This is a genomic window from Oceanisphaera sediminis (genome assembly GCF_039539745.1).
Taxonomy (GTDB): Bacteria; Pseudomonadota; Gammaproteobacteria; order Enterobacterales; family Aeromonadaceae; genus Oceanimonas; species Oceanimonas sediminis.
The window spans coordinates 1-20799 of record NZ_BAABDS010000042.1; the positions used below are offsets into that span (position 1 = coordinate 1).

24 protein-coding genes are annotated in these 20799 nt (G+C 57.5%); 18 read left to right on the forward strand and 6 right to left on the reverse strand.

Going from position 1 to position 20799, the window contains the following annotated elements; genetic code table 11:
* Positions 1 to 174: 174 nt before the first annotated feature.
* Positions 175 to 1170 carry a type I glyceraldehyde-3-phosphate dehydrogenase gene (gene gap / locus ABD827_RS15090; RefSeq protein WP_344965507.1) on the reverse strand — a complete coding sequence of 332 codons (996 nt, stop codon included), beginning with the start codon at positions 1168 to 1170 and terminating at the stop codon, positions 175 to 177.
* 226 nt (positions 1171 to 1396) lie between these two features.
* The gene (locus tag ABD827_RS15095) at positions 1397 to 2191 is read right to left on the reverse strand and encodes a DUF2989 domain-containing protein (protein WP_344965509.1); all 795 of its coding nucleotides are present in this window, start codon (positions 2189 to 2191) and stop codon (positions 1397 to 1399) included.
* Between the two features lie 143 nt (positions 2192 to 2334).
* Here ABD827_RS15095 and ABD827_RS15100 point away from each other — a divergent pair, with 143 nt between their 5' ends.
* The 13 genes from ABD827_RS15100 (at position 2335) to ABD827_RS15160 (ending at position 13456) form a co-directional block, all read left to right on the forward strand.
* Positions 2335 to 3765: a glyceraldehyde-3-phosphate dehydrogenase gene (locus tag ABD827_RS15100; RefSeq protein ID WP_344965510.1), complete on the forward strand. Its 1431-nt coding sequence runs from the start codon at positions 2335 to 2337 to the stop codon at positions 3763 to 3765.
* Positions 3766 to 3875: 110 nt separating this feature from the next.
* Positions 3876 to 4154, forward strand: a complete 279-nt coding sequence (locus ABD827_RS15105) for a YeaC family protein (RefSeq protein WP_298719226.1) — start codon at positions 3876 to 3878, stop codon at positions 4152 to 4154.
* 279 nt (positions 4155 to 4433) lie between these two features.
* Positions 4434 to 5387, forward strand: a complete 954-nt coding sequence (locus ABD827_RS15110) for a YbgA family protein (RefSeq protein ID WP_344965512.1) — start codon at positions 4434 to 4436, stop codon at positions 5385 to 5387.
* A complete protein-coding gene (locus tag ABD827_RS15115; RefSeq protein ID WP_344965513.1) occupies positions 5377 to 6222 on the forward strand; it encodes a MerR family transcriptional regulator in 846 nt (281 codons plus the stop codon). Before ABD827_RS15110 ends, ABD827_RS15115 begins: the two co-directional genes overlap by 11 nt.
* A complete protein-coding gene (gene phrB, locus ABD827_RS15120; RefSeq protein ID WP_344965574.1) occupies positions 6194 to 7603 on the forward strand; it encodes a deoxyribodipyrimidine photo-lyase in 1410 nt (469 codons plus the stop codon). Before ABD827_RS15115 ends, phrB begins: the two co-directional genes overlap by 29 nt.
* A complete protein-coding gene (locus ABD827_RS15125) occupies positions 7600 to 8022 on the forward strand; it encodes a nuclear transport factor 2 family protein (protein WP_344965514.1) in 423 nt (140 codons plus the stop codon). Before phrB ends, ABD827_RS15125 begins: the two co-directional genes overlap by 4 nt.
* Positions 8019 to 8747 (forward strand): SDR family NAD(P)-dependent oxidoreductase, encoded by a 729-nt coding sequence (locus ABD827_RS15130; protein WP_344965516.1) that lies wholly within the window; start codon positions 8019 to 8021, stop codon positions 8745 to 8747. Before ABD827_RS15125 ends, ABD827_RS15130 begins: the two co-directional genes overlap by 4 nt.
* Positions 8744 to 9991: an NAD(P)/FAD-dependent oxidoreductase gene (locus ABD827_RS15135; protein WP_344965517.1), complete on the forward strand. Its 1248-nt coding sequence runs from the start codon at positions 8744 to 8746 to the stop codon at positions 9989 to 9991. The genes ABD827_RS15130 and ABD827_RS15135 overlap by 4 nt, the downstream gene beginning before the upstream one ends.
* Positions 9988 to 10707, forward strand: a complete 720-nt coding sequence (locus tag ABD827_RS15140) for a DUF1365 domain-containing protein (RefSeq protein WP_344965518.1) — start codon at positions 9988 to 9990, stop codon at positions 10705 to 10707. Before ABD827_RS15135 ends, ABD827_RS15140 begins: the two co-directional genes overlap by 4 nt.
* Before the next feature lie 11 nt (positions 10708 to 10718).
* On the forward strand, positions 10719 to 11972 hold the full coding sequence (locus tag ABD827_RS15145; RefSeq protein ID WP_344965519.1) for a class I SAM-dependent methyltransferase: 1254 nt from the start codon (positions 10719 to 10721) through the stop codon (positions 11970 to 11972).
* Complete coding sequence (locus ABD827_RS15150) at positions 11942 to 12427, forward strand: DUF2878 domain-containing protein (RefSeq protein WP_298719214.1); 486 nt, start codon at positions 11942 to 11944, stop codon at positions 12425 to 12427. The genes ABD827_RS15145 and ABD827_RS15150 overlap by 31 nt, the downstream gene beginning before the upstream one ends.
* Positions 12424 to 12915 carry a chalcone isomerase family protein gene (locus ABD827_RS15155; protein WP_298719212.1) on the forward strand — a complete coding sequence of 164 codons (492 nt, stop codon included), beginning with the start codon at positions 12424 to 12426 and terminating at the stop codon, positions 12913 to 12915. The genes ABD827_RS15150 and ABD827_RS15155 overlap by 4 nt, the downstream gene beginning before the upstream one ends.
* A 1-nt stretch (position 12916) precedes the next feature.
* Positions 12917 to 13456 carry a DUF3833 domain-containing protein gene (locus ABD827_RS15160; protein ID WP_344965520.1) on the forward strand — a complete coding sequence of 180 codons (540 nt, stop codon included), beginning with the start codon at positions 12917 to 12919 and terminating at the stop codon, positions 13454 to 13456.
* 38 nt (positions 13457 to 13494) lie between these two features.
* Here ABD827_RS15160 and yfbR read toward each other — a convergent pair whose 3' ends face one another.
* Positions 13495 to 14088, reverse strand: coding sequence for a 5'-deoxynucleotidase (yfbR, locus tag ABD827_RS15165; RefSeq protein ID WP_344965521.1), 594 nt, complete (start codon positions 14086 to 14088; stop codon positions 13495 to 13497).
* A gap of 36 nt (positions 14089 to 14124) precedes the next feature.
* Here yfbR and ABD827_RS15170 point away from each other — a divergent pair, with 36 nt between their 5' ends.
* The gene (locus tag ABD827_RS15170; RefSeq protein ID WP_344965522.1) at positions 14125 to 14454 is read left to right on the forward strand and encodes a DUF1244 domain-containing protein; all 330 of its coding nucleotides are present in this window, start codon (positions 14125 to 14127) and stop codon (positions 14452 to 14454) included.
* 98 nt (positions 14455 to 14552) lie between these two features.
* Here ABD827_RS15170 and purU read toward each other — a convergent pair whose 3' ends face one another.
* The 3 genes from purU to ABD827_RS15185 all read right to left on the reverse strand — a co-directional run bounded on the left by purU (position 14553) and on the right by ABD827_RS15185 (position 16953).
* Positions 14553 to 15389 carry a formyltetrahydrofolate deformylase gene (gene purU / locus ABD827_RS15175; protein WP_344965523.1) on the reverse strand — a complete coding sequence of 279 codons (837 nt, stop codon included), beginning with the start codon at positions 15387 to 15389 and terminating at the stop codon, positions 14553 to 14555.
* A 35-nt stretch (positions 15390 to 15424) separates the two neighbouring features.
* Complete coding sequence (locus ABD827_RS15180; RefSeq protein ID WP_344965524.1) at positions 15425 to 15886, reverse strand: YchJ family protein; 462 nt, start codon at positions 15884 to 15886, stop codon at positions 15425 to 15427.
* Positions 15887 to 15996: 110 nt separating this feature from the next.
* On the reverse strand, positions 15997 to 16953 hold the full coding sequence (locus tag ABD827_RS15185) for an OmpA family protein (RefSeq protein WP_344965525.1): 957 nt from the start codon (positions 16951 to 16953) through the stop codon (positions 15997 to 15999).
* 449 nt (positions 16954 to 17402) lie between these two features.
* On the opposite strand from ABD827_RS15185, the gene ABD827_RS15190 reads away from it, so the two are divergent.
* The 4 genes from ABD827_RS15190 to dapB all read left to right on the forward strand — a co-directional run bounded on the left by ABD827_RS15190 (position 17403) and on the right by dapB (position 20399).
* Positions 17403 to 17666: a helix-turn-helix domain-containing protein gene (locus ABD827_RS15190; protein ID WP_298719203.1), complete on the forward strand. Its 264-nt coding sequence runs from the start codon at positions 17403 to 17405 to the stop codon at positions 17664 to 17666.
* 150 nt (positions 17667 to 17816) lie between these two features.
* Positions 17817 to 18737 (forward strand): ROK family protein, encoded by a 921-nt coding sequence (locus ABD827_RS15195; RefSeq protein WP_344965526.1) that lies wholly within the window; start codon positions 17817 to 17819, stop codon positions 18735 to 18737.
* 51 nt (positions 18738 to 18788) lie between these two features.
* Positions 18789 to 19400: a BamJ family beta-barrel-assembly machinery protein gene (gene bamJ, locus ABD827_RS15200; protein WP_298719199.1), complete on the forward strand. Its 612-nt coding sequence runs from the start codon at positions 18789 to 18791 to the stop codon at positions 19398 to 19400.
* A gap of 186 nt (positions 19401 to 19586) precedes the next feature.
* Complete coding sequence (gene dapB / locus ABD827_RS15205) at positions 19587 to 20399, forward strand: 4-hydroxy-tetrahydrodipicolinate reductase (protein WP_344965527.1); 813 nt, start codon at positions 19587 to 19589, stop codon at positions 20397 to 20399.
* The last annotated feature ends 400 nt before the right edge of the window (positions 20400 to 20799 follow it).

Genomic DNA, 20799 nt, shown 5'->3' on the forward strand with positions numbered 1-20799 from the left:
GTTTCACTCTCTTCAGATCCATGATGCACTTACTATCGGCAGGATTTTACAATGATTGAGAACGCCCCCTAGGGGGAAGACAGAAAATGGCTATAAAAAAGAGCGGGGCTTCACGAGGGAAAGGGGCAAGGTTGGTTTTACCCCTTGCCCCTCACACTTTACAAGAATGCAGGTTTATTTCGAGATATGGGCGATCAAATCCAGCACCTTGTAAGAATAGCCCATTTCGTTGTCGTACCAGGCGACCAGCTTGACGAAGTTGTCGTTGAGGGCGATGCCGGCGGAGGCGTCAAACACACAAATACAGGGCTCGCCGAGGAAGTCGGTCGAGACCACGGCGTCTTCGGTGTAGCCCAAGATACCGTTCAGTTCACCTTCGGCCGCCGTTTTGAAGGCGGCGCAAATGTCGGCATAGCTGGTCGGTTTTTCCAGACGTACGGTCAAGTCCACCACAGAGACGTTGGGGGTGGGTACCCGGAATGCCATGCCGGTGATCTTGCCGTTCAGCTCCGGTATCACCTTGCCCACCGCCTTGGCGGCGCCGGTAGAGGAGGGGATGATGTTCTGACCGGCGCCCCGGCCACCGCGCCAGTCTTTTTGCGACGGGCCATCGACGGTGTTCTGGGTGGCGGTGGTGGCGTGAACCGTGGTCATCAGGCCTTCGACAATGCCGAAGTGATCATTGACCACCTTGGCCAGCGGCGCCAGGCAGTTGGTGGTGCAGGAAGCGTTGGAGACGATGTCTTCGCCCGCATAGCACCGATGGTTGACGCCCATCACGAACATGGGCGTGCCGTCTTTCGACGGCCCCGTCATCACCACCTTTTTGGCGCCGGCCTGAATATGTTTGCGGGCTTTCTCATCGGTCATGAAAATGCCGGTGGCCTCGGCCACCACATCCACATCGAGCTCACCCCAGTTCAGCGCGGCGGGATCACGCTCGGCGGTCACCCGAATGGGCTTGCCGTTGACGATAAGCATGCCGCCTTCCATCGCCACCTCGCCTTTGAAGCGGCCGTGGGTCGAGTCGTATTTCAGCATGTACGCCATGTAGTCTGCGTTCTGCAGATCGTTGATGGCCACCACTTCCATATCGTCGCGCTCACAGGCGGCCCGTAACATCAGTCGACCGATGCGTCCGAAACCGTTGATAGCTACCTTGATCGTCATAAATTCACCTGATATTTGAAGGATAAAAAGAGGAAGGATGAAAAAGCTGTTGGTAACGTTACAAAAAAAAGAGAAACCGTCAATCGAGTATGATCAGGATCACAGCTTCTCTTGCGCAGGATCATGTTGAATGATGACGGGCTGCTGTTTCAGGCTGGCCGATGAGCCATTTCATGGCCCGAACCATGCCCTGCCGGCGCATCCACCATACCCAAATATAACAGGGTTAGCTGCGACGATAGGTGCCGGTTTTCAGCTGCCGAATGATGGTGTCGACTTCTTGCTTCATTTGTTGTTGCTGCTCCTGGTCGAAGCGGGCATAAGCGTCGATACGCTCCAGATTCAGCTTGTCCGGATGTCCCAGACGACTCAGCACCCGGCTCCAGATCCAGAGCTCGCGATAGCGTCGTTCACGGGTATAGAGCGTCAGCAGATCGGCGATAATATCGGTATCTATGGTGGCGTCGGCGTCATAAAGACTGAGGGCGCGGTGCAAGGCCCGCATGGCCGCCGGTCTATCGCGAATAATGAGCAATTCCGCCAGCTCCTTCTGCAACTCGGGTTGCTGCATCTGTGGCCGGTCGGCCAGTGCAATGAAGCGGGCTTTCGCCTGATGATTTCCCCTATGCTGCCAGTGCCAGAGCAGCAGATAAGGATACTCCGAGCTTTCGGTCTGCTGCTCGAGCTGTGCCAGGGCGGCTTTTGCCTTGATCACCGCTTCCAGCTTGTCGTTTTTACGTTCTTTGCGCTTGGTATACTCGATGGCCAGCAGAGGGTCCAGGCAATCGTGATAGATTTTCAGATTGACCATCAGCGCATGGGTGTTGGCATCATTCGGCGTGCCTGCCTGCTGCCGTCGCGCCCGGATCAGACCCGAGCGTTCAAACTTGCACCAGCTGTCTTCATGCAGATCAACACAGAATTGCGGTGTTGTTTCGCAGATGGTTTGGATGCGATCTTGCTCACATGCTGTTAAAAATAGCGGGGTCATGAGTATCAAAAAAGCGCGTTTGGTATTCATATGAGTATCTTATTGCCTGTCCTTAGTCTGGTAATCATACCCCCTATCCACTAAAATGGGCGCACTTAAATAGAGCTGATGCGGCATGATTTTTGCCCGCCTCAATACTAATGACAGTTACCTGAAATAAAAGGATTCGGTCGATGACCCACGAGAGTTACCTTTCCGCCTGGCAGCAAAGCCAGGAGCTGGCAGAGTCCATGCAGCCCCTGATCGGCAAACTGTATCGCAACCAGGGGGTGGAAATCTGCGTTCACGCACGTCCCCTGCTGAATGCCTCTACCATTGAGATTATCAAGGCTCATCGTGTGGTGAGTCGCCACGAAGGGAAGGCCCTGTTGGTCAGCCAGAGCTACCCGGTGCTGAAGGCACTGAGCGAGCTGGATCTGGCCCCGGCCAGCATCGATCTGGGCAAGCTGGCGGTCAGCTACTGGCAGAATCACCAGGACGAGTCCGGCCTGGCCGATTTTTTGCGCAGCGAGCTGGCTTCTGCCCTGAACACCGACCATGACAACAAGCCGACCGACGTGGTGCTGTACGGTTTCGGCCGTATCGGCCGCCTGCTGGCACGCCTGCTGATCGAGCGCTCCGGTGGCAACCATGGCCTGCGTCTGCGCGGCATCGTAGTACGTGGTTCGGTTGATGATTTGGAAAAGCGTGCCAGCCTGCTGCGTCGTGATTCCGTGCATGGTCCCTTCAATGGCTCCATTGAAGTCGATACCGAAAACCACGCCATTATCGCCAACGGTACCTATATTCAGGTAATTTACGCCAATAGCCCGGCAGAAATCGACTACACCCAGTACGGTATCGACGATGCGTTAATCGTCGACAATACCGGTATCTGGCGCAATGAAGCCGGCCTGGGCCTGCATCTCAAAGCCAAGGGTGCCGCCAAGGTGCTGCTGACCGCACCGGGCAAGGGCGATATCAAGAACATCGTGTTCGGTGTCAACGACAACATGATTCTGCCGGAAGACCGCATCATGTCTGCCGCGTCCTGTACCACCAACGCCATTACTCCGGTGCTGAAGGCGGTAAATGACGCCTATGGTGTGAAGAATGGTCACGTCGAAACCGTGCATTCCTACACCAACGATCAGAACCTGATCGATAACTTCCACAAGGGCGATCGTCGTGGTCGCAGTGCCGCACTGAACATGGTACTGACCAGCACCGGCGCCGCGTCTGCCGTGGCCAAGGCACTGCCGGAACTCAAGGGCAAGCTGACCGGCAACGCCATTCGTGTGCCGACGCCGAACGTTTCCATGGCGGTGATTAACCTGAATCTGGATAAAGCCACCACCGCCGAAGAGCTGAACGAGTATCTGCTCAAGGTGTCTCTGGACTCACCGCTGCATAACCAGATTGACTTCAGCACCAGCAGCGAGCTGGTCTCCACCGACATGGTGGGCTCTCGTTTTGCCGGTATCGTCGACTCGCTGGCGACCATCGCCGAAGACGACCGGGCCGTGCTCTACGTCTGGTATGACAACGAGTTTGGTTACAGCTGTCAGGTTGTGCGCGTGATGCAAAAAATGGCCGGTATCGAACTGATGGATCTGCCCGCCTGAGGACAGAGACAGGCAAAGCAGTGCCGTAACAGTTGAGAAGGGGCGGCCATGGGCTGCCTCTTTTTTTTTCGCGACGGTAGCATTGCTACCGTTCCAGAGGAGAAAGTGTCATGTCATCTTTTCAGCAAGCGATCCAGAATATGCCCGAAGAGGTGTATCAGAAGCTCAAGACGGCGGTTGAACTCGGCAAGTGGCCGGATGGCGCCGCACTGACCCCCGAGCAGAAGGAAAGCAGCATGCAGGCGGTGCTGCTGTGGCAGGCGATGCACAACGACAATCCCGAGCACATGACCATCGGCAAGGGAGGCGAGCTTGTGATGAAAAGCAAATCCGAGCTGCGTCGCCAGTTTCGCGATGATGCCGAGATCACCCGCCAGAAACTGAACTGAACCAGTATGAAGCGTTAAGCGGTCAGCCGTATGTGGCGGAGCCTGTTCTGACGTGTTATGCCAGAAGAGCATGCCCCGTCTGTAAAATGGATACCGGGGCAAGCCCGGAATGACGGCAGTCACTCCGGGCTTGCCCCGGAGCCCATAACAGTTGCACCGTGCAATCCCCAATCCCCAATCCCCAATCCCCAATCCCTTTGAAATTTTTCTTGTACAAGCTTGATCTTGTTGTACAACAAGGTCTATCTTGTAAGACATAGTTGTACAAGAGGAATGAAGATGTACAAGTTTGATCCCAAGGTAATACGCGTCGGCATCAGCGGTTGTCTGACCGGGCAACAGGTGCGCTTCGACGGTGGTCACAAGCGTTCCGATTTCTGTACCGAACAGCTGGCCAGGTTCGTGGAGTTTGTGCCCCTGTGTCCGGAAATGGCCATTGGCCTGGGCACACCCCGGCCCAGCATTCGGCTGATAAACCAAGACGAGCAGATTATCGCGCAAACGGCCAAAGGTGACGATGTGACGTCGGCGCTGCGCGACTATGGCCGTACCATGGCGCCACAGTTCGATGGCCTGAGTGGCTACATCCTCTGTGCCAAATCACCCAGCTGCGGTATGGAACGGGTGCGGGTGTACCACGAAAGTGGCAAAGGCAATGCCAAGGAAGGCACCGGTATCTATGCCGCCGAGCTGATGCGGGCGCAGCCCTTATTGCCGCTGGAAGAAGATGGCCGGCTCAACGATCCGGTACTGCGGGAAAACTTCGTGACTCGCGTGTTTGCGCTGCACGACTGGCAGTGCCTGCGTCACGAGGGCATTACCGCGGCCCGGCTCATCGCCTTTCACAGTCGTTACAAGTACCTGCTGATGGCCCATCATCGTGACAGCTACCAGCGACTTGGCAACTTGCTGTCCGATTTGTCGGTCGATGTCGAACAAACGGCGAATGCCTATATCGAAGGCATGATGCAGGCACTGAGCAACAACGTCAGCCGCAAGAATCACACCAATGTGCTGCAGCACCTGCAGGGCTACTTCAAGCGGGAGCTCAGCCCACGGCAACGCCAGGAGCTGGCCCGCACCATTCATCAATATCGGGAAGGCATCCTCCCCCTGCTGGCGCCCATAACCTTATTGCGTCACTACCTGGAAGAGCACCCCAACGACTATCTGCACCAGCAGGTTTATCTCAATCCCCACCCCGAGGCATTGCGACTGCGTTATGGCATCTGAACCCCTGTACCCGATTCGGGACGTTTCCCGACTGACCGGCATCAACCCGGTCACCCTGCGTGCCTGGCAGCGTCGTTATGGTTTGCTCAAGCCGGCCCGTACCGAGAAAGGCCATCGCTTGTACTCCGATGATGATATCGCGCTGATCCGCCAGATACTGCATTGGCTGGATCAGGGGGTCAGTATCGGTCAGGTAAAAGGCCTGCTGGCCGAGCCCGCCCCGGAGGTCACCGGCTCCAACTGGGAGCAGGCCCGCGAGCGACTGATGACGGCCGCGCAGCAGCTCAACCTTGGCCGGCTGGAAGCCGAACTGCTGGAGTTGACCAGCCTCTATCCGGCCGAGCTGGTGTTACGCCGGGTGGTCGAGCCCTGGTTGCTGGCGCTGGCGCGTCTGCAGCGCCCGGATGCCCAGCTTATCGAACAGAGTGCCCTGTCTTTGCTGAAACGGCTGATGCACCAGTTGCTGACCATTAAAACCGGACCCGTGATAGCGGTAGCCCGGGTGGGTCAGGTGAGAGAGCAGCAGTCGGTGTTGACCCAGTATGAGCTGCAGGGACTGGAATGTCGCAGCCTGGATCTGGGGGTGCTCGATCCGCTGACATTACCGCTGGCAGAGGGAAGACTCAAATTTGACACTCTGGTGGTAATACTGGGCGCGGGCCTGAGTCAGAGCTGGTTCAACGACATGGACGTGGCCTTTCCACAGCACAGCTTTTTTACCGGTGAACTTGGCACGCTTTATCAGCAGCAAGGCTGGTTGAACCGGCCCTTTGCCGTCACGGTCAGCGAGATTGAGAGGGAGCATGATGCGTCATTTAGTCTGGTTCAGAGCTGATCTCCGGGTGACGGATAACCCCGCCCTTTATGAAGCAACCGCCGGTGGCGCCGAGGTTGAGGCCATCTATATCGACAGCCCGGGCCAGTGGCAACAGCACGGCAGGGCGCCGATACAGCGTGATTTTTTGTCCCGCAACCTGCAGGCACTGAACGAGCAGCTGGCGCACCTGGGTATTTCACTGACGGTGTTGACCGTTGATCGCTTTGCCGAGGTCCCGGCGCTGTTGGCCGAGTGGCTGGAAGAAAGACAGTTCGATGCACTTTACGCCAATCGGGAGCTCGGCATCGACGAACGTCGTCGCGACAAGGCGGTACAGCAGGCACTGACGATTCCCTGTCGTGTATATAACGGCGATTGCGTGGTCGATCACGGTAGCCTGACCACGCGCAGCGGCGACATGTACAAGGTGTTTACCCCCTTCGCCAAAAGCTGGTTGGCGCGGGTGCGTGCCAGCGGCTATCGATTTTTGCCGGTGCCGGCGGCGCAGGGCGAGCCGCAGTCCTGCACGCCGCTCGGTCTGAGTGGCGAGCGAATATCGAGTGAAGAGTGGCCGGCGGGAGAAGCCGCCGCCGCCGAGCGGCTGGCGCAGTTTTGTCAGTCGTCGTTGCGGGACTATGGCGAGCAACGGGATTTTCCGGCCGAAAACGGCACCAGCAGTCTGTCGCCTTATCTGGCGCTGGGTGTTCTGTCGCCCAACCAATGTCTGGCGGCGATGGAATATGAGCTTGAACAGTTGCCGTTCAGTCGGGGCGAGCCGGGCTTTGTCTGGCTCAATGAATTGATCTGGCGAGAGTTTTATCGCCATCTGTTGGTGGCGTTTCCGCGATTGTCGATGGAGCGGGCCTTCAAGCCGGACACCGAAGCGTTGCAGTGGAGTCGGGACGACCAAGGATTCCGGGCCTGGTGCGAGGGGCAGACCGGCTATCCCATCGTCGATGCGGCCATGCGCTGCCTGGCGCAGACCGGCTGGATGCACAACCGGCTGCGCATGATAGTGGCCAGCTTTCTGACCAAGGATCTGCATATCGATTGGCGCCGGGGCGAAGCCTGGTTCATGTCGACGCTGATTGACGGTGAACTGGCGGCCAATAACGGCGGCTGGCAATGGGCCGCCGGCACCGGCGCCGATGCCGCGCCCTATTTTCGAGTATTCAATCCCAGCACCCAGGGGGAGCGTTTCGATACCAACGGCGACTTTATTCGCCGCTGGGTGCCGGAGCTGGCCGGAGTGCCGGCCAAGGTGATTCATGCTCCGCACGACTGGCTGGATACGCATCATCCAGGGCACGGTTACCCTAAACCGATAGTCGATCATGCCAGAGCCCGGCTGCATGCCATCGCCATGTTCGATGCACTGAAAGACCGGGAGCCGGTATGAGCCCGGCGCTGACGGTGTTCTGCCGGGAATACCAGCGCTTGTCGCCGAATCACCTTGAGGGGCTGTACGACATTTATGCGCCCGACATCCGGTTTTGCGATCCGGCCCACGAAATTCAGGGCATCGCCTCGCTGGTGGCGTATTTCGACACGCTGTTTACGCAGGTGACGGCGTGCCGTTTCGATATCGAGCAGGTGATGGAGCAGGACGGCGAGGCCCTGGTGCGCTGGCAGATGGTGTTTTGTCATCCGCGCCTGAACGGCGGCAAGGAAGTGCAGGTGCCCGGCGTCAGCCATCTGCGTTTTGCCGAGCAGGTCTATGAGCACACCGATTATTTCGACATGGGCGCCATGCTGTATGAGCAGTTGCCACTGCTGGGTGGCGTGATCCGCGCATTGAAACGGAGGCTTAACCAATGAAACGGGTATTGATTACCGGGGCCAACTCCGGCATCGGGCTGCAACTGGCCCGGGATTATCGCGCCGATGGCTGGCAGGTAGTGGCTTGTGGCCGCAACCGGGAAAAACTGGAACAGGCACTGGCGGGCATCGATGCCGAATTCTGCGTGTTCGACATGCTCGAGTTCGATTCCATGCAGCAGGCGGTGAGCGAGCTGGCGCCACTGGATCTGATTATCCTCAATGCGGGTAATTGCGAATACATCGACGATGCCAGCCGCTTTGATGCCGAGCTCTTCGCCCGGGTGGTGAATGCCAATCTGATTGGCACCGCCAATTGCCTGTCTGCGATGATACCCAGGGTCAAGCGGGGCGGGCGGATAGCGGTGGTCAGCTCTTCGGTGACCTTTCTGCCGCTGACCCGGGCCGAGGCCTACGGCGCGTCCAAGGCCGGGCTGGATTATCTGGTGCGCACCTTAGGGATTGATCTGGCGCCGCATCATATCGCGATCAGCCTGATCCGCCCCGGTTTCGTCGACACCCCGCTGACCCGTAAAAACGACTTTCCCATGCCCGGCCGAGTATCGCCCGAGCAGGCCAGCGCGGCCATTAGCAAGGGGCTTGCCAAGGGCAAGGCCGAGATCTGTTTTCCCTTTGCTTTCATCACGGTACTGCGTCTGCTGTCCTGGTTGCCACACCGGCTCTGGACCCGGCTGGCACGACGCACGGTAAGGAGTGAACCATGAGCAGTATTGCCGTGATTGGCAGCGGTATTTCCGGTCTGACCAGCGCCTGGCTGCTGAGTGAGCAGCACGAAATCAGCCTGTTTGAAGCCAACGATTATCTCGGCGGTCATACCGCCACCGTCGATGTGCAGCTGGGTGGCATATCGCGGGCGATCGACACCGGCTTTATCGTGTTCAACGACAGAACCTATCCAAACTTCCGGCGGCTGCTGGCCCGCATCGGCATCGAGGCCCAGACCACCGAGATGAGCTTTAGCGTGCATCAGGCCCGGACCGGGCTTGAATACAACGGCCATACCCTTGGCTCCATGTTTGCCCAGCGCGCCAACCTGTGGCGGCCGCGTTTCTATGGCTTTCTGGCCGAAATAGTGCGCTTCAACTTGCTGTGCAAGAAGATGATCAAGGACGGCACCCTGAGTGATAGCGAGACCCTGGGCGGTTTTCTGGATCGCTACGGCTTCTCCGACTTCTTCAGCGGGCACTACATACTGCCGATGGTGGCGGCCATCTGGTCTTCGTCGCTGGCCGACAGCCGGGATTTTCCGCTGGCCTTCTTTCTGCGCTTTTTCAATCATCACGGCCTGCTCAACCTGGTGGACAGACCCCAGTGGTACGTGGTGCAGGGCGGCTCGCGCAGCTATATTCCGGCGCTGACCGCGCCGCTCAGGGATATTCGGCTCAACACGCCGGTGCTGTCTGTGCGTCGGCATTCGAACGGGGTAAGCATTGAAACCGCCGATGGCGTCGAGCAGTTCGACGAGGTGATCTTTGCCTGTCATTCGGATCAGGCGCTGAGATTGCTGAGTGATGCCACCGAGGCCGAGCGGCAGGTGCTGGGCGGACTGGCATATCGCGATAACGAGGTGGTGTTGCATACCGACACCCGGCTGCTGCCGCGCGAACCCCGGGCCTGGGCCAGCTGGAACTACTGGCTGGACGGCGGCGAGGATGCGCTGCCGGCGGTGACCTACAACATGAACATACTGCAGGGGCTGGACGCGCAAGAGACCTTCTGTGTCACCCTCAATCGCAGCCACGCCATAGCTCCGGACAAGATACTGCGCCGTTTCACCTATGCCCACCCGGTGTATAACCGCGAGGCCATCACCGCCCAGCACCGCCGCGGCGACATTTGCGGACAACAGCATACTCACTTCTGCGGCGCCTACTGGTACAACGGCTTTCATGAAGACGGTGTCAGGAGTGCGCTCGATGTCTGTGCCCGTTTCGGAGTCAGCCTATGACCTCGCACAGCGCCATCTATCAGGGTCAGGTACGCCATCGTCGTTATGCCCCGCGCGAGCATCGCTTCAGCTACGGCCTCTATATGCTGGCGCTGGATCTGGATGAGCTGGAGCAATTGGCGAGCAGCAGCCGATTATTCGCCTGCGAACGCTTTGCGCCCCTGAGCTTTCGCCGCCGCGATTATCTGGGCGACCCGGCTCTGCCGTTGAAAACGGCGGTACTGCAGGAGGTCGAACATCTGGGTGGCGACACCGGCGGGCTGAACCGGGTGCTGCTGCTGGGGCAGGTGCGTTGCTTCGGGCTCTATTTCAGCCCGGTGAACCTGTTTTTCTGTTATCGCGGTGAGCAGGCTCGCTACCTGCTGGCGGAGGTACACAACACGCCCTGGAATCAGCGGCACTGTTACCTGGTGGATCTGGAAAGCACGACCCCCACCGACAAAGACTTTCATGTCTCGCCCTTCATGAGCCTGGATATGCAATATCACTGGCGAATAACACCACCGGCACAGCGGGCGCTGGTACACATCGAAAACCGGGATCCGGCGCTGCTGTTTGATGCCACCCTGAGTTTGCGACGCCATCCCTTTGACCGGGCCGTGTTGAAAGCGGCCTTGCTGCAATGGCCGATGATGACCCTGACCATAGTGCGCGGCATTTACTGGCAGGCGATACGGCTGTTTTTAAAACGCATTCCCTACCATTCACATTATTGAAGGAAGCCAAGATGGAAACGACGTTCAACAGGTCGGAACCCAGGCTGCTGGAACGCTGGACGCGCAGTCTGGCATTTTCCCTGCTGGCCGGGCTGAAAGACGCGGGGCTGACCATAGAGGAAGGCCAGGAAACCTTTCAATTTGGTGACCGGGATGCGTCTTTGCAGGCCCGGGTGCGGGTACTCGACCCCGGTGCCTATCGGCGCTTGATGTTCGGCGGCAGCATAGGGGCGGCCGAAGCCTGGGTCGATGGCTGCTGGCACAGTCCGGATCTGACGGCGGTGGTGCAATTGTTTGCCCGCAACATTCCGGTGCTCGACCGGCTGGAGCGACGCCTGGGCTGGTTGACCTCGCCCTGGCACAAGCTGAAACATCGCTTCAATCGTAATTCGCTGACCGGCAGCCGGGCCAATATCGCCGCCCACTACGATCTGGGCAACGACATGTATCGGTTGTTTCTCGATCCCCTGATGCAGTATTCCTCGGCGGTGTTTCCATCCACGGATGCCAGCCTGGAAACGGCACAGGAACATAAACTGCGGCTGATTTGTGACCGGCTCGAGCTCAAGCCCAGCGATCATCTGCTGGAAATCGGCACCGGCTGGGGCGGGCTGGCCTGTTTTGCCGCCCGTCATTACGGCTGCCGGGTGACCACCACCACATTGTCGGCCGAACAGCTCAAGCATGCCCGCCAACGGGTCGAGCAGGAAGGGCTGGGCGATAGGGTGACGCTGCTGCTGAAAGATTATCGAGATCTCGAGGGGCAGTACGACAAGCTGGTGTCGGTGGAGATGATTGAGGCGGTGGGCCATGAATACCTGCCAACCTATTTCGAGTCCCTCAATCGTCTGCTCAAGCCCGAAGGCAAGCTGCTGATCCAGGCCATTACCATGACCGATCAGCGTTATGAACCCTATCGCAAGGGCGTGGATTTTATTCAGCGCTATATCTTTCCCGGTGGCTGTCTGCCCTCGGTCAGCGAAATGTGCCGGCATCTGAAAGAGCAGACCGACATGACCCTGACCCGACTACAGGATTATGGCCATCATTACGCCGAGACCCTCAAGATTTGGGCCGAGCGTTTTCATCAGCTGGAGCCGGCGTTGAAGCGCCTGGGTTACAGCCGGGATTTTCATCGGCTATGGGCGTTTTATTTCGCCTACTGCGAGGGCGGTTTTCGCGAGGGCACCATAGGGCTGGTGCATTTTGAGGCGGCCAAGCCGGGAGCACGCAGATGTCTAAATGGCAATGGACTCAACTGCTAGCCTTTGAAGGCTTCTGGCTGCTGGCGGTGGCGGGACAAAATAGCTGGAGCGGACTGACTGCGTTACTGCTGGGAGTGCATTTCATGTTTACTCCCAGTCGCCGGGCCGATGTCCGGGTGCTGTGGCTGGCGCTGCTGGGTATGGCGGTCGACCTGCTGCTGACCCTGACGGGAGTGTTTGCTTTCGATCACTGGCCGCTGTGGCTGGGGCTGCTGTGGGTCGGTTTTGTGTTGACCCTGGGGCACAGCCTGCACTGGATGCGGCGCTTTTCGCTCTGGCTGTTGATGATAACCGGCGCACTGGCCGGTGCCGGATCCTACCTGGCCGGCTGGCAACTGGGGGCGGTGAGCCTGCCGCTGGGATTCTGGCCCAGCGCGATGATATTGGCGTTGTTGTGGTCGGCCCTGTTACCGCTGTTGGTACGGCTCGATCAGCGTTTACGGAGGGAAGCATGATGAAAAAAGTTCTGTTGATACTGTGGCTGATGGCCATGCCGCTGCCATTGTGGGCGACCCCGACGTCCGACTTGAATCAGATCGGTCAGGGCAGCATGCGCTGGCTGTTCTGGGAGCTGTATCAGGCCCGTTTTTACAGCGCGGACGGGCAATACCGTGCCGGTGACTTTCCTCAGGCGCTGGCCCTGCGTTATCGGCGCAATATCGACAAGGAAGACTTGCTCGATGCCACCGTAACCGAGTGGCAGCGGCTCGGCATTGACTGGAAACCCCAATGGCGCAACCAGCTGGATGCACTCTGGCCTTCGGTCAGCAATGGCGATGAGCTGGTCGTGCGGGTGGAGGCAACGGGCGTCAGCCGCTTCTACTTCAACTGGCAGTCACTGGGGGAAGTATCCGATCCCGCCTTTGGCCCCGCTTTTCTGGCCATCTGGCTGTCGCCCAACAGCCGGGATCCCGGTTTGACCCGACAACTGAAAGGAAACTGATATGCGAATTCTGTTACTGAGTCTGTCTCTTTGCACCGGTTTGCTGCTGATGTCGTGCAGCAGCAATATTCATGATTATGCGGATACTCAACCGGCGTTCGAGCTGGATAGCTTCTTCAACGGCGAGCTGGTGGCTCACGGCATGGTACAGGACAGATCCGGCCGAGTGCTGCGCCGCTTTTCGGTCGAGATGATCGGCCGCTGGGACGGCAACAAGGGCGTACTGGAAGAAGACTTTGTCTATGAGGACGGCGAGCAGCAGCGGAGAGTCTGGCGGCTGGAAAAAGGCCCGGACGGCCAGTATAGCGGTACCGCCGATGATGTGGTGGTGCCGGCCACCGGCCAGACGCAGGGGTTTGCACTGAACTGGCGTTATACCCTGGCGGTGCCGGTCGACGGCAAGATCTGGAATATCGACTTCAACGACTGGATGTATCTGCTCGACGAAAATCGGGTGCTCAACCGGGCCGAAATGACCAAATGGGGCTTCAAGGTCGGTGAAGTGACCCTGTGGATCGAACGTAAAAACAGTGAGGGGTAAAGGGTGAGGCGGGCAGCTCACCCCTCACCCCTCACGAGCTAAAACTCCGGGCTGGATATTTCGTCCAGCGACAGCGAAAAGCTGGGCACGAACACCTCGAGAAAATAGCGGATCTCATCGTTCATGCGTGCTTCCAGCATCTCGGTGAGCCGCTTCTTGGCCGGTGCAAACTCCCGGTTGCCGGCGCTGATTTCTTCCTCGCATTTCAGATAGGCACAGAGAATGTCCGCCGACTTTACCAGCCGGCTGTAATCGTCCTGCCCGTGGTCACAGAGCAGGGGAGCATAGGTTGCCTGCAGTTCCGGGGGCAGCATCTTGAGCAGACTCTGCTCGGCGTTGCGCTCGATATCCTTGTAGGCCCGGGCGATGTCTTCATTGAAGTACTTGACCGGGGTGGGCAGGTCGCCGGTCAGCACTTCGCTGGCATCGTGAAACAGCGCTTGCATGGCCGCCTGGGCCGGATCCAGGTTGCCGTTGAAATTGGTGTTTCTGATCACCGCCAGCGCGTGAGCCACCATGGCCACCTGCAGGCTGTGTTCGGCGACGTTTTCCTGCTCTATGCTGCGCATCAGCGGCCAGCGCTGAATAAGCTTCATGCGGGCCATGTGGGCGAAGAAGTGACTGCGTTTCATGGGCGAGCCTGTGTTGTGAAGGGCGATATCGTTATAATGGCACTAACCGACCCCAATGGAGAAGACAACATGGACAAGCAAACCCAGATTGAATTGGAAGCCGCCGCCTTTCGTACCCTGCTGGCGCACCTGGACAAGCGCAAGGATGCACAGAATATCGATCTGATGAACCTGGCCGGCTTCTGCCGCAATTGCCTGAGCAAGTGGTATCTGGCCGCCGCCGAAGAACAGGGCGTGGAGATGAATTACGACCAGGCGCGGGAACGGGTGTACGGCATGCCCTACGACGAGTGGAAGGCGAAATACCAGCAGGAAGCGACGCCCGAACAGAAGGCGGCCTTCGAGAAAAGCCACAAGCACGACTGACGTCGGCGGGGCTGGGGGGCAGGGATTGGGGATTAGGGATTGGGGATTGGGGATTTTATCCTTTCCATTCCCCATTCCCCATTCCCCATTCCCCGCTCTTACTTGAACACCACCGTCTTGTTGCCGTAGACGAACACCTTTTCTTCCAGCACCAGGTTGAGCGCCCGACTCAGCACCGATTTTTCCACGTCGCGACCGGCCTTGGCCATTTCCTGGGCGTTGAAGGTGTGGTTTACGTGGGTCACGTCCTGCTCGATGATGGGGCCCTCGTCCAGATCGTCGGTCACGAAATGAGCGGTGGCGCCGATCATTTTCACACCGCGCTCAAAGGCCTGCCGGTAGGGACTGGCGCCGACAAAGGCGGGCAGGAAGGAGTGGTGAATATTGATCAGCCGCTGGCGATAGCGGGCCACGAATTCGGGGCTGAGAATACGCATGTACTTGGCCAGCACCACATAATCGGGTTGATAGCGGTCGATGATTTCGGCCAGTTGCAGCTCGTGCTCGGCCCGGTTCATCTCTTCGTGTGACACCGTGTGGTAGGGAATATCGAACTTTTCGGTCAGCCCGGCCAGGGTGTCGTAGTTGCCGATCACAGCCTGAATATCGATGTTCATGGCCCCGGCGAAACGTTTCATCAGAATGTCACCCAGGCAATGGGCTTCCTTGGTCACCATGATGACCACCCGCTTGTTACCGGCAGGCACCAGCCGACGCTGACTGCCGCTGGGCAGGGCATCGTCCAGATCGGCAAGCAGGGTATGATCGTTGAAATAGCCTTCCAGCTCGGTACGCATGAAGAAATGACCGTTGTCGTAGTCCACGAATTCGTCATTGCGCATGATGTTGAGCTGGTGCTTGTAACAGATGTTGGTGATCTTCGAGATCAGCCCCTTGGCATCGGGGCAGTGAGTCAGCAGTATTTTTCGTTCCATGATAAGGCGTCTGTCGGCTAGTTGAATGAAGGGGCTCAGTGTCTGGCGCAGCACTGTTTGTATTTTTTTCCACTGTTGCAGGGGCAGGGCTGATTGGCACCGATTTTGGGCGGATTGAGTTGACCGGAATGGTACAGCCAATGGCCTGCTACCGAGATAAAACGGGAGCGCTCGTGCAGTGTCACCACCCGGTTGTTTTCCCGGTAGCGAACCTTGAATTCCACTTCTCCCTCTGTGTCGGCAGGCGTACCGCGAGCGAAGACGATGGTCAGATCAAGCCAGTCGGTGTCGAGCCCGGTTTGTGACAGTTCAGCCGCGGTCAGTGCCCCTCGAGTATCCGGGTGCCAGCTTTGCAGCAGGTAGTCGCCCAGGCCCAGCACAAACGCCGTGTAGCGGGATCGCATCAGGGCCAGGGGCGTCGGTGCGGCAGAAGCACCCTGCAGATAGGGCTGGCAGCAAAGCTCGAAGGGCTGCTGGCTGTGGCAATGGCAACGCATGGGAAGGAAAGTCCGGGATAAAAAGAAAAACAGTATGCCATGACCGCAGTAAGGTAAAAATAAAAAACGGCTCCGGGGAGCCGTTTTTGCGGTCAGGAATTCAATCGCTGTTATTCGATGATTTCAACCTGAATGGTGGCCTGCGCCTTGGCATCTACGCGACGGTCGCGCTGACGTTCGGCTTCGGTCACGCCTTCGGCCAGTTCACTACCGTACCAGGCAGTCTGGATGTTCTGGGCGGCAACGCCACGCTGAACCAGATAGTCCTTGGCGGCCAGGGCACGACGCTCGGACAACTTGCGGTTGTACTCGGCGCTACCCAGACGGTCGGCATAACCGGCCAGTTCAACCTGGTGATCCGGGTTCTCTTGAGCGAAGCGGGCCACTTCGTCCAGGGTGGCACGAGAGTCGCCAGACAGGTCGGACTTGTCGAAGGCGAAGTAGATGGAGCCATCGGCAGTGACGGTACGGGTTTCATAGGTCACTTCGGGAGCCGGCTGAGGTGCTACCGGGGCAACCGGCGGCGGAGTAGCCACACCACGGTTCGGGTGCAGCACCAGTTCCAGCATGAAGTTGTTTACATCGGTTTCAAAGCCGTTGTTGACCAGATCACCCATGTCTTCGACACGGCGATAGCGGGCCTGTACGTCGACCAGATCGGAGGCACGGTAGGCCAGACCCAGACCGGCCAGCGGAGAAACACCTTCGTCACCGGCGCCGGTGTCGGTATCCCAGCCCAGGGCACCCAGCTCGCCGAACAGGGAAACGCGCTCGCTCAGCGGCAGACGACCAATGGCAGACAGGTTCAGTGCCTTGGTGTCGGCATCTTCGCCAAAGTTGTTGAAGCCCAACTCGGCACCGAAATACTGGTTGAAGTTGTAACCACCGAACATGCTGACGGCTTCGGCATCCTTGTCGAGGTTGGCGTTGTTTTCATCGATATCTTCATACTGAGCGTAACCGGCACCGGCACCCAGGTACCAGTCATTGGCCTGCACGCTGGTAGAGATACCGGCGGCTGCGATAGCGATTGCAATCAGGGAAGGAGCCACTGTTTTTTTCATCATCGTCTTCCTCATTTTATTTGCATTCGGCCGAGGCCGAAGTGGATATATCAGCACACACTGAGGGCAGTGTAGTGCGGAGTGTCCGTTTGATATTTTTATTGTTCAGAGGAAGAACCATATGGAACAGGTTCATCCTGTGTTTGTACATCCGCACGATTGCAGACTAACGGTTTTCATTGAGGCCCACAAGCAGGCGGCGAGTGAGAAAGGCCAAATTTGTCGCAACTGACTCAAGATGCTGATGCAGTTTGCGCGGGTTTTTGCAATGCAACGCTGCAGTTTGCGGAGAAATCGGAGTTATATAGTGTAGTTAGGCGCTAACTGAGTCTAAATTGGAATTTTTTTCGGTAAAACAGGAGCAGAGCATAACGAGTCTCTTTAGCGGTGTTAAACTAATAAGACAGCGATACCAGTGGTTATCGGAATTCTTCGATAGGAGTAGCAAGGTTATGAATCCAGATACCAGCTTGGTCGGAAAAAAGATCCGGCAAATCCGTGAGGCAATGGGTCTTAGTCGGCCCAAATTTGCCGAACTGCTTCAAGTTCCCCCCACCACCTTGAAAAACTATGAGCTGGGATACCGGGAAGTGGGTGGTGCTTTTCTGGTGGCTCTGGCGCAGCACCCCGAGCTGCACAGATTCACCCTCTGGTTGTTGTCTGATCAGACCATAGAAAGTGTGGGTCAGATAAGTCCGGAGCAGATTGCCGAATGATAGAAGAAGACAAGGGATTGTCTTCTTCTTTATATCAAGCCCTCGTACCTAAAGCTCCCATACCGTGATGTTGGCAGCTGCTTCGCGGTATCTGTTGGCGGATGTTATTTTCAAAGCCATAGTCCGTGCTGTTTTCTTCAGAGGTTTTCAATGTTTTACGGTGTTGATATCGGCGGCAGCAAGATAGCCTTTGCCGTGTTTGATGCGCAGGGCGTAGAGCGTGAGCGTTTGGTGCTCCAGACGCCGACGACCCGTTATTCTGCCTTTGTTCAGATGCTGGGCGAGCTGGTGACGGCGGCCGATGGTCGTTGGCAGACGGCCGGTCATGTCGGCATCGGCTTTCCCGGTGTGCTGGACAGTAACGGCCTGATGCTGGCGCCCAATGTGCCGGCGATTCATGGCCATGATCTTAAAGGCGACTTGCAGCACCGGCTGGCAAGACCGGTATATGCCGACAACGACGCCAACTGCTTTCTGCTGTCGGAATATCACCAGGGGGCGGCGGCCGGGGCCGAACTGGCGCTGGCACTGACGCTGGGTACCGGGGTTGGCGGCGCCTTGTTACACCGAGGACAACTGGTAAACAGTGGTCGTGGCGGCAGTGCCGAATTCGGGCACGGGGGCGTCAATGCCAGCCTGCTTGCGCGTTATCCGGGATTGCCTTTGTTTCCCTGTGGATGTGGGCTGCATGGTTGTCTGGAAACCTATGTCTCCGGCACCGGCTTAAGCCGGCTTTATCGCCATGTCGGCGGCGAGCCGCTGTCGGGCCCTGCCATTATCGGTGCCTGGCAACGGGGAGAGCAAGTAGCCAACGATTGTCTGTCGCCTTATCTGGATATTCTGGCGGCGGGGCTGGGTAGCTTGATGACCCAGCTGGATCCGGATGTGGTGGTGTTGGGTGGCGGTCTCAGCGAGCAGGCCTGGCTATATCGGGAACTGAGTTGTCGCTTGCCCGAATACCTGATGAACAATGTGGAACCGGCGCCGGTGCGACCGCCGGTGTTTGGTGGCAGCGGCGGGGTACGAGGTGCTGCATTATTGGCCATGCGTGCCGCCTTGCCATTTAGCTGACCGAGTTATTTTGTTAGCATGCCTTTTTTATACCCAAACGAAGGGAATGTCATGTCGTCATATGAGACAGTAGAGCAAAAAGCCAGCTACGGTGTTGGTCGTCAAATCGGTGATCAGCTGAGCCAGCAATCCTTTGAAGGTCTGGAAGTATCGGCCGTACAGCAGGGCCTGGCCGACGCCCTTGCCGGTGTGGACTTCGCCGTTTCTCGCGAAGACATCAACGGCGCCTTTCAGGTGATCACCCAGCGCATGCAAGAGCAGCAGGCTGCCCAGTCTGCCGAAGCCAAAGAAGCAGAAGTTGCCTTCTTCGCTGCCAACGGTGAGCGTGCCGAAGTACAGCAGACCGAGTCCGGCCTGCAGTATGAAGTACTGGCCGAAGGTGAGGGCGCCAAGCCTGCCGCGACCGATACCGTACGCGTGCACTACCACGGCACCTTCATCGACGGCTCCGTATTTGACAGCTCCGTCATGCGCGGCGAACCGGCTCAGTTCCCGGTGAACGGCGTAATCAAAGGCTGGGTTGAAGCCCTGCAACTGATGTCGGCTGGCTCCAAGTGGAAGCTGTATGTGCCGCACGATCTGGCCTACGGTGAACAGGGTGCCGGCTCCATTCCGCCGTGCGCGACTCTTGTGTTCGAAGTTGAACTGCTCGAAATCGTCTGATTCTGAAAAAACCGGCAGCCGCCGGTTTTTTTATGTCCTGAAAGACAGGAAAACCCGAAGAGCAAGGCGTGAGAACAACATGACTGCTCGCGCCTTGCTCTTCAGGGCTTTTTCGTTTTAAAGGCCGCTTTTATCTGGCAAACTTCCGGTTTACCCTTGGCTTAGCATGAAGAAAGGAATAACAGCATGACAAATCCGGTTCGCATCGCCGTGGCTGGTTGTAACGGACGCATGGGCAAGGTACTGGTCGAATCCGTGACCCATACCGAGGGCGTTACCCTGACCGCCGCCATCGAGCACTCGGGCTCTACGGTACTGGGTGTCGATGTCGGTGAACTGGCCAATGTTGGCCGTCTGGGCGTGATGGTGACCGACAATCTGGCGGCGGTGATCGAGCAGGTGGATGTGATCATCGACTTTACCCGGCCCGACGCGACTCTGGCGAATATTGCCCTGGCCCGGCAGCATGGCAAGCGGCTGGTGATCGGCACCACCGGCTTTGACGAGGCACAAAAGGCCGAGATCAACTCCGCTGCGGAAGATATCGCCATGGTCATGGCCTCCAACTACAGCGTTGGCGTCAATCTGGTGTTCAAGTTGCTGGAGCAGGCGGCCAGGGTAATGGGCGATTACACCGACATCGAAATCGTCGAAGCCCATCATAGACACAAGGTGGATGCGCCGTCGGGTACCGCGCTGAGCATGGGGGAGGTCATTGCCGACACCCTGGGCCGGGATCTGAAAGAATGCGCCGTGTACGGACGCGAGGGCATTACCGGTGAGCGGGATCGCAATACCATCGGTTTTGCCACCGTGCGCGCCGGCGATATCGTGGGTGAGCACACCGCCATGTTCGTGGATATCGGCGAGCGGGTCGAGATCACCCACAAGGCGTCCAACCGGCTGACTTTTGCCAATGGTGCCGTGCGGGCTGCCGCCTGGATTGCCGTGCAGCAGCCGGGGCTGTACGACATGCAGGACGTGTTGAACCTGAAATAATATTTATGCGATGAACCCGGCCTTAACCTGATGTCGTTGAGCAAGATAACGGGTTTTCCAGGCTGGGTTTATCGCTTTCACTTATTTATATGATATTGATTTTAAAAGGTTTATTTCTTTACTTTTTATTTTTAGCATTAAAGTGTGAAATTTCATTTCAATTCGTTTTTTCTCCGCGTTATTTCCTTCATTTTTTGTTTTTATGCGTTTTTTGTCGATTTTTACTTCGATTTTTCCTGGCTTCAGGTGAAATGAAAGGTTTTTCACGAAAAAGTTTGTCGAAAACGCCGCTTTTATATAAAATACGCAGAATTTGCCCAGTATTAGCCGAGATGCAGTAATATTTTTTTGTCTGCACCTCGGGACAGCCAGGTAAATTGTTGATTTATAAGAATTAACT

What these genes read in the sequence shown, in the direction of transcription:
- bamJ (WP_298719199.1), top strand. Translation starts at nt 18,789, where the DNA reads ATGTCGTCATATGAGACAGTAGAGCAAAAAGCCAGCTACGGTGTTGGT.
- ABD827_RS15150 (WP_298719214.1), top strand. Translation starts at nt 11,942, where the DNA reads ATGTCTAAATGGCAATGGACTCAACTGCTAGCCTTTGAAGGCTTCTGG.
- ABD827_RS15130 (WP_344965516.1), top strand. Translation starts at nt 8,019, where the DNA reads ATGAAACGGGTATTGATTACCGGGGCCAACTCCGGCATCGGGCTGCAA.
- ABD827_RS15170 (WP_344965522.1), top strand. Translation starts at nt 14,125, where the DNA reads ATGGCACTAACCGACCCCAATGGAGAAGACAACATGGACAAGCAAACC.
- yfbR (WP_344965521.1), bottom strand. Translation starts at nt 14,088, where the DNA reads ATGAAACGCAGTCACTTCTTCGCCCACATGGCCCGCATGAAGCTTATT.
- ABD827_RS15095 (WP_344965509.1), bottom strand. Translation starts at nt 2,191, where the DNA reads ATGAATACCAAACGCGCTTTTTTGATACTCATGACCCCGCTATTTTTA.
- ABD827_RS15190 (WP_298719203.1), top strand. Translation starts at nt 17,403, where the DNA reads ATGAATCCAGATACCAGCTTGGTCGGAAAAAAGATCCGGCAAATCCGT.
- ABD827_RS15100 (WP_344965510.1), top strand. Translation starts at nt 2,335, where the DNA reads ATGACCCACGAGAGTTACCTTTCCGCCTGGCAGCAAAGCCAGGAGCTG.
- ABD827_RS15140 (WP_344965518.1), top strand. Translation starts at nt 9,988, where the DNA reads ATGACCTCGCACAGCGCCATCTATCAGGGTCAGGTACGCCATCGTCGT.
- ABD827_RS15195 (WP_344965526.1), top strand. Translation starts at nt 17,817, where the DNA reads ATGTTTTACGGTGTTGATATCGGCGGCAGCAAGATAGCCTTTGCCGTG.
- ABD827_RS15145 (WP_344965519.1), top strand. Translation starts at nt 10,719, where the DNA reads ATGGAAACGACGTTCAACAGGTCGGAACCCAGGCTGCTGGAACGCTGG.
- ABD827_RS15160 (WP_344965520.1), top strand. Translation starts at nt 12,917, where the DNA reads ATGCGAATTCTGTTACTGAGTCTGTCTCTTTGCACCGGTTTGCTGCTG.
- ABD827_RS15155 (WP_298719212.1), top strand. Translation starts at nt 12,424, where the DNA reads ATGATGAAAAAAGTTCTGTTGATACTGTGGCTGATGGCCATGCCGCTG.
- gap (WP_344965507.1), bottom strand. Translation starts at nt 1,170, where the DNA reads ATGACGATCAAGGTAGCTATCAACGGTTTCGGACGCATCGGTCGACTG.
- ABD827_RS15105 (WP_298719226.1), top strand. Translation starts at nt 3,876, where the DNA reads ATGTCATCTTTTCAGCAAGCGATCCAGAATATGCCCGAAGAGGTGTAT.
- ABD827_RS15135 (WP_344965517.1), top strand. Translation starts at nt 8,744, where the DNA reads ATGAGCAGTATTGCCGTGATTGGCAGCGGTATTTCCGGTCTGACCAGC.
- ABD827_RS15125 (WP_344965514.1), top strand. Translation starts at nt 7,600, where the DNA reads ATGAGCCCGGCGCTGACGGTGTTCTGCCGGGAATACCAGCGCTTGTCG.
- ABD827_RS15180 (WP_344965524.1), bottom strand. Translation starts at nt 15,886, where the DNA reads ATGCGTTGCCATTGCCACAGCCAGCAGCCCTTCGAGCTTTGCTGCCAG.
- dapB (WP_344965527.1), top strand. Translation starts at nt 19,587, where the DNA reads ATGACAAATCCGGTTCGCATCGCCGTGGCTGGTTGTAACGGACGCATG.
- ABD827_RS15110 (WP_344965512.1), top strand. Translation starts at nt 4,434, where the DNA reads ATGTACAAGTTTGATCCCAAGGTAATACGCGTCGGCATCAGCGGTTGT.
- ABD827_RS15115 (WP_344965513.1), top strand. Translation starts at nt 5,377, where the DNA reads ATGGCATCTGAACCCCTGTACCCGATTCGGGACGTTTCCCGACTGACC.
- phrB (WP_344965574.1), top strand. Translation starts at nt 6,194, where the DNA reads ATGCGTCATTTAGTCTGGTTCAGAGCTGATCTCCGGGTGACGGATAAC.
- purU (WP_344965523.1), bottom strand. Translation starts at nt 15,389, where the DNA reads ATGGAACGAAAAATACTGCTGACTCACTGCCCCGATGCCAAGGGGCTG.
- ABD827_RS15185 (WP_344965525.1), bottom strand. Translation starts at nt 16,953, where the DNA reads ATGATGAAAAAAACAGTGGCTCCTTCCCTGATTGCAATCGCTATCGCA.